We start from the raw sequence: 13,201 nt of genomic DNA on the forward strand, positions 1-13,201 counted from the left end.
AGACAGACAGTCATAAGCATCCCGTTGGGATTTTATAGCTGCAAAAAAGAAGGGGATAACGATGAAATTCGATCGAACCGATCGACAAAATTGATCGTGGTTCAGTAAATATATTTACCGTAAACCTCGCCCGAGTTTATCGATGGTCCGGTTTCACTTCAGAAGGGTGATATATATCTGAGATTTTATTGAACACAGGCTGAGGAAATGCATCACTGAGGCGGTATGGCGCAGACACCGTCCTCTGTGACAGGAGGAACACTAAAAAAGCGGTTATAGAAGAGATTACAGGCTCTGTGGTCGCTGGTGTCAATGTGAAAATATTTTGCCATGTACTGGCTGAGTATATGCTGAAATTCGTCGTAGATTTGTTGAGACCCGCGCTTGTGCTTCACCCTGATTTCATCGACTAAACGATAACATTGCTCCAGCAGGCGGTCGCCGTCGCCGTTCAGCAACGCATGAAACGCGGCAACGGCAAATAATTCATTCGCAGGCCCGGCATTAAGCCAGACGCTGACTTCGGTACAAACCAGCGTTTCCCATAGTGACATCAAATTCAGGCGTAAGGCTTCCTCTTTTAACAGACGGGTTAGTGGAGGGAATGCGTAAATATCAGTGTCAAATAGCCTGCGTGACAGACTTAAATCAGCAAAGGCAAGATGCTTAACTCCGTATAATGCTTCCTGTACAGCATCTGAACCGTATTTATCCGTTAACGCTTTCAGTAAGGTCGATTTAACCGGTTGAGGTGTTTCCATTGCTTTTATGCCACTCAGCACTCCTGACTGACAGCAGGGGATAAAATCCTTCATCATCCGGTTTATAGCAGCAGGTGCGATGATAATGTTTCTGGCGATATTTGCACCGCCCTTAGAGTTAGGGTAAATGTGGCATAGCTCAAGATCCAGCCAGGGGATTAACCTTTTTGTCGTATCAGCAACTCTGTGCCCGTTCAGCATATTATACGTTTTTTGGTGGACAGCTTTGCGCTGATATAACCGAATGAGGTCTGCAATATCCGTCGGACCGGTGATACTCCCCAGTCCAAGGGAATTATTTTTTAGCATAGCTTCCACATTGAGCCAGTAAGAGTGCTTAACCAGTCTTATAATAGCATCGTCATCGATTAACCTCCGGGCTTTATCCCGATGTTCCTTACAACAATAAAACTGATTGCGGGTTTCAGATATACTGATACCACAGGCGGGATACCGGCATATTAATGCTGCTCTTTCCGTTCGTCTGGCTGCATTTAACTGTCTGCCCTGATAATGTGCCGGGCATAGCCGTAATATCCGTTCGGCGGGTGAATGGCCGATCTGTGCCATGCAGTTATTTCTTTTACATATGGCCATAATTAAACTCTTATTTAATATGATAATATCTTTGCTTTTATTGTTAATAGTAATGATGCTATTTTTATACGCCATTAAATATATTTATTAATCAACATCAATTAAATGTTAATGTATTTGTCTCAAATGAGTAAGAAATACACTAGCAAAACACATTGTGTTAAATTACATGTTTTGATGGCTGTTAATGGTTCATATCCCCAGAGCTTTCCACCAGTCGTCATTATCTGTTTTTTAGCACTGTATTCTGAGAAAACCCCGCGCGGATTGCGACCAGTCGCGACTGGCGCGGGGTTTTTGCCTCTGTGGCTGTTTTTCGAAGACATTTAACCGGTTTACGCTCTGGCCATTCGGGTCTCTGTAGTGAGGTGTCCCGATTAATATTCCAGCCTGTTAAAGTCAAAGTATTCAAAACCATACCTGCCAGTGACATTCTCTGGCGATGCAATAATCGGATTATGTCCGTTCTCCAGGAATGCCGGTGGAATACACCATGAGTGGCGACATTCCAGGGAGGGCATGGCAATATACACCGCAGAATGACGGCCGGGACGAATAAAACAAATCAGACCTAGTGCGATTAACTGCTCAAGAACAGATTGTGATTTACTGGCGTCACGCAGCCGGTTCGGGCCGTTCCGGTTTACCTCATTTTTCCTGAGTGGATATCCCTCATTATCGAGAAATTTCTCCTTAAGCCACCTGAACATCTCGTAAACGTCCTCCATAAATGCATTCCGTTCAGAAGAAGGGAAAAACAGCCTTTCCGCTTCTTCAAGATGCCATTCCACAATTTTGAAGGCGGCCTGGATGACCCCCCGCGAAATACATAAACTCTCAGGTGAATACATATATGTCAGAATGGCCGCAACCCTGAGGGCATTCGCCCCCGCTTTGGCTGCAATTTCACTGATATGCTCCATCTGCTGTCCGGGGGCTGTTTTACGGCTGAGCTCTGACTGTTTATCTGCCCAGTAAGTGGTCGCATCATCAGATAATCTGAGCGTTTGTTTCTGCGTATCGTGACTATAAAAACGCGCCTTTTGCTTATCAAGTAACTGGTTAATTTTACTGTGGAACACATTTAATGCTTCATCAGAATGAGCATGGTCCGTATTTGTGCGGCGACGTCCCAGCGTGCTGATGGTATTGATATAAAGAAACCGCGACAGAAAACCACTTCCCTTGCTGAGTTCACCGTGGTTACGGCGGTAATTTTCAAAGACCGGGGGCTGAACCATTAATGCCAGGGTCAGGCAGGCGTTGATATCGTACTCCTCACCGCCCGGGCGGTGGTATTCATAGGTCTCCCCGTCCCAGGCTTTATTCAGTAAACCGAGGTTGTTTTTCAGATACCCTTTAAAAAAGGTAATTGCCTCATCTGAGAGCACCCCGGCTTCAGAATACCGGCTCAAACCTTCCAGGAGCGCCTTTGCGGTGGTGTCGTCATAAAGCATCGCCAGGCGGGTCGGAGGCTGCTGCCGGGTTTCTGCATGTTCATTTAACAGCCGTTCTTCCTCCGTCCCCTCAGAACCGCTTTTGATGGCAGTGTACAGATTACTGGTCAATGCTTTCTGGTGTATTTTCCAGATATTGTCAGCACGCAGGTGTGCCTTCATCAGACCGTCGTGCTGCTGCTTCATTTGCTCAGCGAACCGGTAAAAAGGCTTCATCACTTTTTTGCTGATACTGGTCTTACCTTCACCGGAGACCGCCAACGTCAGTAAATACAGTGCACAGTGCATCGGATCCGATGAGTGTGGTGGTACCACCTCAATATGAGCCTGACAGGCGAGGGAAGAGGCTGCCAGTACGGCCCCCGCTATCAGTTCCGCCGGGATACCCGTCTCGTTATAAAGAGCATCAATGACATCCCGCATCACCGGCGGGAACGCGCAGACAGGGTAACCCTCCGGGGTTCTGTTTTGTACGGGAATATAAGGCTCCGGCATTTTCGGAATGACAGTGTGTGGCAGTATATTCTGCATGTAATATTCTCCTTGGTTACTGTTTTCAGTAACGGGTAGTTGTGAATATAATAAAATAGCCAAGCGTCAAAATTTATTTAAAGTAATAATCTTACCCAATAAATAATCGTATTCAGTTTCCTTGCAACTGGCAAAAATATGTCGCAGCGAGCACATATTTAAATCAGAGACGTTGTTATATAACCTGCGAATCCTCCTTTAATTTTTACCAATACTATCTCATCGCTTATGATGCCTGCTGGCGTTCCAGCAGCCATGCATCCAGCTCTGACTCAAGCCAGCCGACGGACTGCATACCCAGCCTGCGCTGTTTCGGGAAGGTCGGGTCGTAACGCGGTGACTTCGGGTTGATCCAGTCATAGATGGTTGAGCGGGCGATGCCCGTTTTGTTAACAACGGCGCGTATGCGCAGTATCCTGATACCTTGTACAGACATATCTGTTAATTCCCCCTGTTCTTTCGATATGGACGCAATTGTATGGTGCCGGAACAGGTAATGGCACCCGCCTGGTGGCTGTGGCAAAAAAGGCATTTTATAACAATGAGATAGGAGATTTTTTTTAGGTTTTTTTCCCGTTTTTTGTTGGTGAAAGAATGTTTTTTTTCGAGAATGGTGTCGGAAGCGTCTGGCTAAGGGCAAGAATGAGTCGTTCCTGGTGTCAGGCAAGGAAATTTACTGGAGTATAGAAATTGTCATTCGAAAAGAGGGACTTCATGGCTGATTTAGACAGGGATTTTACCCCTGATGAGTTACTCATCGTATTTCGTAAAAAGAGGAAAGCGTTACGTTTTCATCTCGGGGTCAGACAGAAACATATCGCCAGGCAATGGCTGAATAAAGATACTGAAATTGTTATCGTGCTACAAACAGGGAGACAAACGAAGGATGAAGATTTAGCGCGGCGACTTGCTGATGAGCACGGAGAGAAAAAATGGCGGCGTTATCTGAAAATTTTCAGTCTTTCAGAATGGATGATAAAGAGGATCAGGAACGATATGTCTGAGGCTGAACAATACTGGGAGCAGGGAACATCGGCTCTCGAATCTGATCCAGATCATGCGGTGCAATTAATGCTGAAGGCTATCGCGTTGTTGGATCGCGGTCTGAAACGCAGTGAATCCGCAGCAGGTAAAAGAATCAAGGAACGGCATAAACTCAATTCTGCTTATGGCGGAAAGGTCAAAGCGACACGTTTTGATGGCGTTAAAGACGAAGTGATAAAACACCTGGAAGCGCAACCTGAGGGCTGGGAAACTAAAACCGATGCCATCAACGCAATTATTAAAGCGTTAAGGCCCTATATTGAGGAGCATGGATGGCCTTCCGCACAGGATAAAAACGACTCACGGGACGCGGCAATGGTGGAGGCAAGCCAGAGCAAGTTGTTGGCTGAATGGTCAGTCAAAGACAAAAGAGTGAAGGCGGCGTTCGCGAAGGCAGTACAAAAACGTATCGGGGTGTCGCAAAATCGATAGCCCGGTACCTTGAGAGCGCGTACGTGATTCAATGTGACTGCTTTTTCTCAGATGTGGCTGTGCAGAAGAGCATAGAACTGATAATAAGACGATACGAGCTCCCCTGAACATCATCGTCTTTTTAGCGATACTGACAGGGTTGATAGCGATACAACTTTTTAATGAGTAATCTGTCGGGAGTACCTTGCACTTTTTAATGGTATGCCGGATCACACTGTCCAATCTGGCAATGGTATTCGTCGTGTAAAACCGCCTCTGCCGCTGGTACCCCAGGTCATGGGTTAATGCTTTGTAGTCCTTCTAAGATACGAGCCGCAGGCTATTACGCACCATGTGAATGATACAGAACTTAATCCGCTCTCCGGATAAACTGCATTAATGGCGTCAGAGATGCTCTTCAGCTCATCAACGTAGGTGATGAGGATATCTTAACTTCGGCACAACTCAGCTCATAGCTTAATTAGTTGATAAAAATCAGCGTGGGGCCCCTCGTTATATCTGCTCATAGATCAGGTTTGACCTGACGCAGCTATTACACAAAACTAAACCAACTACTCTTAAAATCCGAGAATGTACAGTCTCTAACGGCTTTCCAATAGTTACCGAAATTCTCAACGACTAGGTAAATGTCATCATACAGCGGTCAGTTCTGCATCCGCAGTATATTTGCTCGTATGTTAACCTAGCATTAGTACAACATCATTCTTAGGCGAATGGCCCAGCAGGCTTTTTACTCCTTAAAAATTCACTTCTGGTTGAGTAAATTATTCAATGATTTTTGTTATTTAAATCAATTGGTTAATTTTAATTGCGATTTGCTTTTAACCCTAGCGATTTAGACGTATTATTTTGAGATTAATCCACTTGCCATGCATTCCCTGCCACATTTCAAATGTGAATGGAGAATGATTTTAAGGTTATATATCATGGAGTTATTGAAGTTTCTGGCGGCGATTTTAGTAATTTACTTGTTGTTTTTTAGAAAGAAAAAACGTAAATCTCCAAAGTCTTATGCTTCAAGCCCCGTGAAAGCACCGCCAAAAGAATGGCTCGCTGACATCAAGAAAAAAGAGGCGGTTGTGCGAAACGATGATAGTGAAGACGATAACCTTGCAACTTTTACATTGAGCGGTGGCCGGGGTGTTGAACTTCGGGTGACAACCAATCGTTACCAGAGCACCTCAAAGTCAGCAGGTGCATTAGCTCGCTGGGTACTTCCGGGTGAAATGATAACTGTAGCTGGTGTAACAATTAGCGGTGGCCATATTTACGTGGGACAACGTATGAAGCCCTCTAGTCAGGAGTCAGGCGGCTATTATGACGATGGAAGTGAGGCATCATTAATTGATGATACATGTAAGATACAACCCAATTCGTATCTTTACGAAGACAGTTCATTAGGATACTGGCCCAGTTTTTCCTCTCTTTCCCCTGAAGCACGCGGTGCGTATGTTAGTTGGCTTGCCAGCGATAGGTCCGACCCATCGTGTCCTATAGGCTATGTTTTTATATACCTCTACGGTCTGGAAAGAAAAGCGCTTGTAGATTCTACTTACCAAAAATTCCCTGATGCTGAGTTCAGCAGCCTGTTCAATGAAGTCGCTCGGTTAAGATCGGTATTCATTGAGAACCGCTCCTTCCGTGTATATTCGACCCAATTGCTCGAAGCCATGTCTATTCTGCGTCCGGACTTGGGTTTAACCACTGTGCTCGATAGCGATTCTGGTTTCAGCAACGGCATGCAATTTAAGCTGGCTCTGGCAAAAACTGTACATGAAGGCGTTCCTGTATCAGCTGAACTGGCATTGAACTGGGTAATAAACCATACAGAGTATTCGCTGCGTACCCCGGCTCGCCGCTGTGCTAAAGAGTTTGCTGCGCTTTTCAAACGGCGTTACACCCTCAAATATGGTGAAGGGATGGTCGTTAAGGCGAATAAAACGCGCCTAAGGTTAGATTACACACCAGCAAGTCCTAGTTTGCGAGGTGTCCGACTTCCTGTTACTGACCTGCCTGATCCAAGTGCATTGAAGGGACCTGTCCAAAAAATCATGGCCCTTGCTGACATATGTACAGATGAACTTGATGCTTACAGTCGCTACCTTGGCCGGAAAGGTACGTCAGTCAATGATACGGCTGCAATTATGTTGCTCCCTTCAGAGATCGTTAATGAAAGCGCAGAAAAAATATTAAGCTCATTCAAACGCTGGGCTGATGAGGCGATCCTCGAAAAAGAGGGGCGAGTATCAGTTGCTGACTTTTGGGCACATATGAATGCCAGCTGTCCAACTAAAATCAATAAAAAAGAGGCCGACTTGATGCAGGCCTTTGCTCTGAAGATGGGTTACGGTCTGGCACCTGACCCGTATTATCACCATGTGAAGGCGGATGTTGATGGGACACTTGTTCTATTCCCTGCCGCCGAAGGTGGACGCTTCTCACCTTCTCCTGAATTTATCTCAGCAGTAATGACGCTCAGATTAGGGGCGATGGTCGCCTTGATTGACGATTCCCTTGATCAAGCTGAACAGAAAGTGCTTGAGAATGCCATCAACAACAATCCTGTCTTCACCGATGATGAAAAGCGCTCTCTACATGCGTACTTAACGTGGCAGCTTCATACCCCAGCCAATATGACGGGAATGAAAAGCAGGGTTGAGTTGATGGGGGCTGCGGAAAAGGCTGCTGTGGGTAAAGTTATCGTTAGTGTTGCCTGCTCAGATGGAACAATAGCGCCTGCCGAAATTAAACAGCTTGAGAAGATTTATTCAAGTTTGGGTCTGGATCCCTCATCTGTCTCGAGCAATATCCATCAGCATTCTGCAACTGAACATGATCTCGTCTCGTCTGTACCAACTGATCAGCCAACGGCAGGGTTCACACTGGATGCTAATGTACTTGCCCGACACGAATCTGCCACGGATGATGTTCGTAAATTACTGAACACAATTTTCACCGAAGAAGAACCGGAAGAGCCAGAAAGCGCACCTGCCTCATTAACGGAGGCGGGGGGCCTTGATTCCGCACATAGCCAGCTTTATCGCAGTTTGCTGGAGAAAGAACAGTGGTCCCGGAAAGAGGCGACAGAATTGTGCGGAAATTTGAACTTGATGCTCGGCGGTGCGCTTGAGGTGATCAATGACTGGTCCTATGCGGTGGTTGATGCTCCGGTACTGGACGATACCGATGATGATATCTGGGTTGACCTGGAAATTGCCAAAGAATTAGAGGGATAGTGAATGTCTGTAACACGTATAAGAGTGAAAGAACGCGACGCTATTATTCAGTCACTTAAGTCAGGTGTAACGCCAAGGATAGGCATTCAGCATATCCAGGTTGGCCGCGTGAATGAGATCTCCGCTCTCCATCAGGATATTGAGAGGATTGCTGACGGTGGTGCAAGCTTCAGACTTATCATCGGTGAATATGGTTCTGGTAAAACGTTCTTTATGAGTGTTGTGCGCTCTATTGCGCTGGAGAAGAAGTTGGTGTCAGTCAGTGCTGACCTTTCTCCTGACAGACGTATTCACTCATCGGGAGGTCAGGCTCGTAATCTTTATTCTGAGCTCATGAAAAACATGTCCACCAGAAACAAGCCGGATGGTAATGCGTTACTTAGCGTTGTTGAAAGGTTCGTTACGGAGGCAAGGAAGGAAGCTGACACGGACGGCTCCGAGGTTTCATCAGTTATTCATAAACGCCTGGCAGCACTATCAGATATGGTCGGTGGATATGACTTTGCGAAGGTCATTGATGCATTCTGGCGGGGGCATGAGCAGGATAACGAAACGCTAAAATCCAATGCCATTCGCTGGTTGCGTGGAGAGTACACGACTAAAACTGATGCCCGTAACGATCTCGACGTTCGGACTATTATCTCAGACGCTTCATTCTATGACTCTTTGAAGCTGATGAGCCTTTTTGTCCGCCAGGCTGGCTATGCCGGTCTTTTGGTCAGCCTCGACGAAATGGTGAACCTCTTTAAACTGAATAATACGCAAGCAAGAACAGCGAACTACGAACAGATTTTGCGGATCCTGAATGACTGCCTGCAAGGCTCAGCCGAGAACATTGGTTTTATCCTCGGGGGGACGCCAGAGTTCCTTTTCGATCCGCGCAAAGGTCTTTACAGCTATGAGGCGCTCCAATCACGTCTGGCGGAAAATCGGTTCGCGCAAAAAGCAGGAGTGATTGACTACTCGTCTCCTACTTTGCATCTTGCCAGCCTCACTCCTGAGGAACTGTATATTTTACTGAGAAATCTTCGCCATGTTTATGCAGGCGGAGATCCAGAGAATTATCTGATTCCAGATGAGGCACTGACTGGATTTCTGCATCACTGTAGTAAAACCATTGGAGATGCTTACTTCCGTACCCCCCGTAATACCATAAAAGGTTTCCTGGACATGCTGGCCGTGCTGGAACAAAACAGAACGATGAATTGGCAAACACTAATCGAGGGTGTGGCGATTGAAGAGGACAGGCCCAGCGATATGGATGACGCCATTGTAGAGGAAAGCGATGACGATGACGGACTGGCGAACTTCAAACTATGAGCAGTGCCTATGATAGTCTCGATCCCCGCGTCCGTAAGTGGGTTTACAAGCAGGGGTGGTCTACATTAAGGCCCTTGCAGGAGAGTTCTATCCCGGCAATTTTAGCCCGTGATCGAGACGTGCTAATCAGTGCAGGCACAGCAGCGGGTAAAACAGAGGCTTTCTTTCTTCCTGCCTGTTCGGCAGTTGCAGATCTCACGAATGGATTTGGCATCGTCTATATCAGTCCGTTGAAGGCATTGATTAACGATCAGTACCGTCGTCTTGAGAGCCTTGGAGATGCATTGGAAATGCCAGTGACTCCCTGGCACGGGGATGTGCCACAAAGCAAAAAGAAGAAGGCTCGGACAAACCCTGCTGGCATTTTACTGATTACACCTGAGTCACTTGAGTCTTTGCTCATAAACTCAATGGGCTGGCTCAAACAGGCGTTTTCGTCAGTCGCATACATCGTTATTGATGAGTTTCATGCTTTTATTGGCTCAGAGCGTGGTGTACAGCTGCTTTCTCTACTCAATAGAATTGACCATGTGCTAGGACGCCAGGTAAATCCAATTCCCCGCGTTGCGTTGAGTGCCACGCTAGGGGAACTGGGGAAAGTGCCCGAAATGTTGCGCCCGGACAAACGACTCCCCTGCGTAACTGTTACAGATAGTAATAGCACGGCCACTCTTCAGGTACAGGTCAAAGGGTACCTGGAGCGAGTGATCCAAAAAGAGGAAGAACTTCAGAGTTCAGCTGAACATGACGTTTGCGCTGACATTTTTAGACTTTGCCGTGGCGATTCTCATTTGGTCTTTGCAAACAGCCGAAAGCGCACTGAAAGTATTGCGGCAACGCTGAGCGACATGTGTGAGGAACAAATTGTTCCGAATGAATTTTTCCCCCACCATGGTTCCCTTGCCAAGGAATTACGTGAGGCGCTTGAATCTCGTCTTCAGAAAGGTAATTTGCCCACAACTGCTGTTTGTACAATGACGCTTGAGTTGGGAATTGATATCGGTAAGGTTAAGTCGGTTATCCAAGTTACGCCTCCGCATTCTGTTGCCAGTCTACGTCAGCGTATGGGACGTTCTGGGCGACGCGACTCCCCATCAGTTCTAAGAATGCTAATTACAGAAAATGAGCTTACTGTAACTAGCAGTATCGTTGACCACCTACGGCTGCAGTTGGTCCAGTCGATGGCAATGATCAGATTGATGATCTCTAAACAATGGTTTGAACCAGCAGATGCTCGACAGATGCATTATTCCACGCTGTTGCACCAGATTCTTGCTATTACGGCACAATGGGGCGGAGTTCGTGCCGACCAGCTCTGGTCACAACTATGCCAGACAGGGCCGTTTAGAAATGTAGATTTAAACGATTTCAAAAGTCTGCTTAAACATATGGGAACCTGTGGCCTGCTCACTCAACTTGCTAGCGGCGAAATGGTTGTTGGGGCAGAGGGGGAGAAACTGACTAACCATTACACTTTTTATGCTGTGTTCAATACTCCAGAAGAGTTCCGCATTGTCACCGGAAACAGAACCCTTGGAACAGTGCCTGTGGACTCCCCACTGCTACCAGACCAACACATCATCTTCGGTGGGCGGCGCTGGAAAGTGACAGAGATCGAGACAGAGAAAAAAGTTATCTATGTAGAGGCGACCAAAGGCGGTCAGCCACCACAATTTAGTGGGGGGGGAATGTCTGTTCATGATGCCGTTCGTCAGGAAATGCTCGCTATCTATAGGGAAGGTGATTACCGCATAGCAATAGGTAGCAAGAGAGTAGATTATGCCGATTCTGCCGCCAGAAGCCTATTTGCGGAAGGCAGTCGTAACTTCCAGAGTTATAACCTGCAAAATGAGTATTTTCTTACGAGCGGCCAATACTGTTACATCCTCCCATGGATGGGAGATAAGGTTGTCAATACGATTACAGCCTTGCTCATACGTTGTGGCTTTAAAGCTAATTCATTGGCTGGAGTTATAGAAATTGACGGCTCAAGTATCACTTCTGTTCAACAGGCCCTTAAAGACCTGCTGCTGTCAGGCTTGCCCTCAGCGTTTGATCTCGCTGTAAATGTTCCAGAAAAGTACTTAGATAAATATGATGAATATTTACCAGAGTTTCTGCTTGCGAAAGGTTTTGGGGAAAAAGCGTATGACATTGAAGGCGCGTGTACCTGGCTGAAAGAACATCTTCAGTAAACTGGTTACATAAAAAGGGGGAGATGTTCCCCCTTAAGCTTGAGGCCGATTGATGATATCAATTTTTGCTCTTGGCTCGGATCTGCCAGAAATCGAGGTCATAAGGTCTGCTTTGAGCGAACAGCGGAAGTTCGTAATTTATTCCACATCTGTTGACGCGTGTTAATAAACAGGGAGCAGGTCAACCAAGCTTTTCTACCCACCTATTAAAGATTCGGTTGTATTTTCGAGTTGATATTTACTGATTAGTTCTGGCCCGAGACCGGAACAAGAAGTCTTTACTGTGCAAATTGCCAAGCTTTATCAATGCAGCAACTATTTCTCTTGTTCCTTTGGTGGTCTCAAATTGCGCAGGACTACAGGTTTTCTGTTGCAATACCGTTGCTCTGCTTGAAACCAAGCTACCATCTGCCACATCAGATACTTTGCGTTTGACCAGATCAGAATCTCGAAGCTTACTGTCCAAGGTCATATTGAACAGAGCTAGATCGCGCCTTTTACCTTCCAATTCAAGCCGGATTCGGTTCCTCCAGATATGAGATATCTGAACTGGTCTTTTTTGGCCTACGATACTGCCTATGTTCCACGATGAAGTGTTCACACTCAAATCTACTGTAATATGGGAGATTCGAGTATGATTGTCCCTTATGAGCGAGAGGTGGACGTACAGAACGAATTTCATTACATATGAATTAAACATTTCTTCCCGGGGAACGTCGATTGTCGTTTGGGATGGCCAGGCTTTAGCCTGCTGGTAATCGTCAGTTCAGCCAGAAGAAAGAGTGTTCCGACAATGTATCCTGCACCTTTTTTATCATTATGATGAAGGCCTTCACCAAGTCACATTCTCAGATGCCATTTCTGCATAAAGACTAAAACTGGCCATTCAAACAATCATCATTGTTGAATCAAAGTTAAACCCATACTAATTTCATGGCATTTCATTTTTATCATGTCCTACCCGTTTTCCTCTCCTTTGTGTCTTTTTTACATGTCAATTTTGATTATGATGACTTAACACTGAAGTATCCATCAGTAACCCTTCTGAAGAAGGTTAGGTATATTTCCGTAGATAAATCAATCAACTATCACTTTCTAAAGGAAAACACATGAAACGTCCAAATTGGTTCCAGGTATCTGCAGAAGGTTCAAAAGCACTGGGAACGCTGCATCATTTTGCCACAACAGGAACAAATCTCCCGGAAGAGTTAATACATTTGGTTTTTTTAAGAGTATCTCAGATTAATGGCTGCGCGCATTGTATTGATATTCACACCCGCGATCTTATGAAGTGTGGCATGTCAGTAGAGAAAATAGTTCTGATTCCCGTATGGGAGGAAGCTACATATTTATTCTCGGATCTGGAGCAAGCGGCACTGGCATGGGCTGAAGAAGTTACCCGAGTAAGTGAGACACATGCCTCGGATGAAGCGTATTCTGCAGCGCTTTCAGTATTTGGTGAAAAAGATTTGGTCGATCTGACCATCGTTATTGCAACAATGAATGCACTTAATCGTATGGGCGTCAGCTTTCGAATGAAGCCGCTGGCCAAGGCATAAATTACCATTCGTTTTCTTCTCGCGATTGGTTACTCATTTCCTCCAAAGTAAAAACCGCCGAAAGGCGGT

Annotated in this window: 8 protein-coding genes and 1 pseudogene; 5 read left to right on the forward strand and 4 right to left on the reverse strand. The window is 46.0% G+C overall.

Annotation, left to right across the window (positions count from 1 at the left end):
• Nucleotides 1-212 precede the first annotated feature (212 nt).
• The 3 genes from QRN24_RS22050 to QRN24_RS22060 form a co-directional block, all read right to left on the reverse strand.
• Nucleotides 213-1,331 carry a hypothetical protein gene (locus tag QRN24_RS22050; RefSeq protein WP_223239659.1) on the reverse strand — a complete coding sequence of 373 codons (1,119 nt, stop codon included), beginning with the start codon at nt 1,329-1,331 and terminating at the stop codon, nt 213-215.
• 404 nt (nt 1,332-1,735) lie between these two features.
• Nucleotides 1,736-3,346, reverse strand: coding sequence for a YfjI family protein (locus QRN24_RS22055; RefSeq protein WP_163387543.1), 1,611 nt, complete (start codon nt 3,344-3,346; stop codon nt 1,736-1,738).
• A gap of 226 nt (nt 3,347-3,572) precedes the next feature.
• Nucleotides 3,573-3,782, reverse strand: a complete 210-nt coding sequence (locus tag QRN24_RS22060) for a helix-turn-helix transcriptional regulator (RefSeq protein WP_004136909.1) — start codon at nt 3,780-3,782, stop codon at nt 3,573-3,575.
• A 278-nt stretch (nt 3,783-4,060) separates the two neighbouring features.
• Between QRN24_RS22060 and QRN24_RS22065 the strand changes: the two genes are divergently transcribed.
• The 4 genes from QRN24_RS22065 to QRN24_RS22085 all read left to right on the forward strand — a co-directional run bounded on the left by QRN24_RS22065 (nt 4,061) and on the right by QRN24_RS22085 (nt 11,573).
• Entirely contained in the window at nt 4,061-4,822 is a 762-nt protein-coding gene (locus tag QRN24_RS22065; RefSeq protein ID WP_163387542.1) for a hypothetical protein, read from the forward strand.
• A 926-nt stretch (nt 4,823-5,748) separates the two neighbouring features.
• Nucleotides 5,749-8,058, forward strand: a complete 2,310-nt coding sequence (locus tag QRN24_RS22075; RefSeq protein WP_163387540.1) for a tellurite resistance TerB family protein — start codon at nt 5,749-5,751, stop codon at nt 8,056-8,058.
• Nucleotides 8,059-8,061: 3 nt separating this feature from the next.
• Complete coding sequence (locus tag QRN24_RS22080; protein ID WP_163387538.1) at nt 8,062-9,378, forward strand: ATP-binding protein; 1,317 nt, start codon at nt 8,062-8,064, stop codon at nt 9,376-9,378.
• Nucleotides 9,375-11,573, forward strand: coding sequence for a DEAD/DEAH box helicase (locus QRN24_RS22085; protein ID WP_163387536.1), 2,199 nt, complete (start codon nt 9,375-9,377; stop codon nt 11,571-11,573). The genes QRN24_RS22080 and QRN24_RS22085 overlap by 4 nt, the downstream gene beginning before the upstream one ends.
• Before the next feature lie 241 nt (nt 11,574-11,814).
• Here QRN24_RS22085 and QRN24_RS22090 read toward each other — a convergent pair.
• Nucleotides 11,815-12,174 (reverse strand): annotated as a pseudogene (locus QRN24_RS22090) (site-specific integrase); the annotation flags it as partial.
• Between the two features lie 508 nt (nt 12,175-12,682).
• Here QRN24_RS22090 and QRN24_RS22095 point away from each other — a divergent pair.
• Nucleotides 12,683-13,132 carry a carboxymuconolactone decarboxylase family protein gene (locus QRN24_RS22095; RefSeq protein ID WP_005131814.1) on the forward strand — a complete coding sequence of 150 codons (450 nt, stop codon included), beginning with the start codon at nt 12,683-12,685 and terminating at the stop codon, nt 13,130-13,132.
• Nucleotides 13,133-13,201 lie beyond the last annotated feature (69 nt).

The sequence above is a fragment of the Enterobacter sp. MEB024 genome, from assembly GCF_030209635.1.
GTDB lineage: Bacteria > Pseudomonadota > Gammaproteobacteria > Enterobacterales > Enterobacteriaceae > Enterobacter > Enterobacter ludwigii.

Excerpts from the sequence above, each read along its gene's own strand:
- QRN24_RS22060 (WP_004136909.1), bottom strand. The coding sequence starts at position 3,782 with ATGTCTGTACAAGGTATCAGGATACTGCGCATACGCGCCGTTGTTAAC.
- QRN24_RS22085 (WP_163387536.1), top strand. The coding sequence starts at position 9,375 with ATGAGCAGTGCCTATGATAGTCTCGATCCCCGCGTCCGTAAGTGGGTT.
- QRN24_RS22080 (WP_163387538.1), top strand. The coding sequence starts at position 8,062 with ATGTCTGTAACACGTATAAGAGTGAAAGAACGCGACGCTATTATTCAG.
- QRN24_RS22065 (WP_163387542.1), top strand. The coding sequence starts at position 4,061 with ATGGCTGATTTAGACAGGGATTTTACCCCTGATGAGTTACTCATCGTA.
- QRN24_RS22050 (WP_223239659.1), bottom strand. The coding sequence starts at position 1,331 with ATGGCACAGATCGGCCATTCACCCGCCGAACGGATATTACGGCTATGC.
- QRN24_RS22055 (WP_163387543.1), bottom strand. The coding sequence starts at position 3,346 with ATGCAGAATATACTGCCACACACTGTCATTCCGAAAATGCCGGAGCCT.
- QRN24_RS22095 (WP_005131814.1), top strand. The coding sequence starts at position 12,683 with ATGAAACGTCCAAATTGGTTCCAGGTATCTGCAGAAGGTTCAAAAGCA.
- QRN24_RS22075 (WP_163387540.1), top strand. The coding sequence starts at position 5,749 with ATGGAGTTATTGAAGTTTCTGGCGGCGATTTTAGTAATTTACTTGTTG.